Below are 619 nucleotides of genomic sequence, written 5' to 3'. Positions count from 1 at the left end.
CGGCCACGATCGTCATCATCATCGTCATCATAGCTGCTGCGGCGTCCTGAATGACTACGGCTACCAGCTTCACGGGCTTCTTCTGAGGTAAATTCATGTGCATTACCGCTTCGATGAGCCGCACGTCCTGCTTCTCTGGCTTCTTCAGAGCTAAATTCGTGAGCATTTCCACTGGCATGGGCAGCTCGACCGCCTTGACTTGCTATTTCTCGTTGTCTTTCGGAGTCCATACTTGCAAATCCGCGATTTGAAGTATCTGTATCGTTATCATTATCTTGAGTTGCCATTTTTTTCCTTCCTTTAAATTATTTTTTTCAGCAAAGGTTAATTTGCCTGTACTAAGGTAGGAGCTAAAAGCTAAATACAGAATGGATATTATGTGACTGAATTTAAAAATAGTAATACCAGTTTTTATTTTTATTATTAGAAAATGAAGAGTTAGTATTCGATCTGTATTTTTTAATTACAGAGAACGACAATTCAATCTTATTATTTTACGCATAAAAATAAAGAGAGTAGAAAAATAGGAGTTATGTATATATTCTGAGATGTCTAACTATATATTTAAATTTACTAGGTTAAGTCTGTTAATTATTAGATCTCTTTCATAAATCAAAAA

At 35.7% G+C, this 619-nt stretch carries 1 protein-coding gene; it reads right to left on the bottom strand.

The window, feature by feature from the left end:
• The coding region (locus HADU_RS11910; RefSeq protein ID WP_008306769.1) for a KGG domain-containing protein at window positions 1–287 on the bottom strand (287 nt) is incomplete at its 3' end.
• Window positions 288–619 lie beyond the last annotated feature (332 nt).

Origin of the sequence: Acinetobacter sp. HA (assembly GCF_000264725.1) — a bacterium.
Classification (GTDB): domain Bacteria; phylum Pseudomonadota; class Gammaproteobacteria; order Pseudomonadales; family Moraxellaceae; genus Acinetobacter; species Acinetobacter schindleri.
Note: the sequence above shows the minus strand (reverse complement) of the source record. Positions and strands in the feature narration are given on the sequence as shown.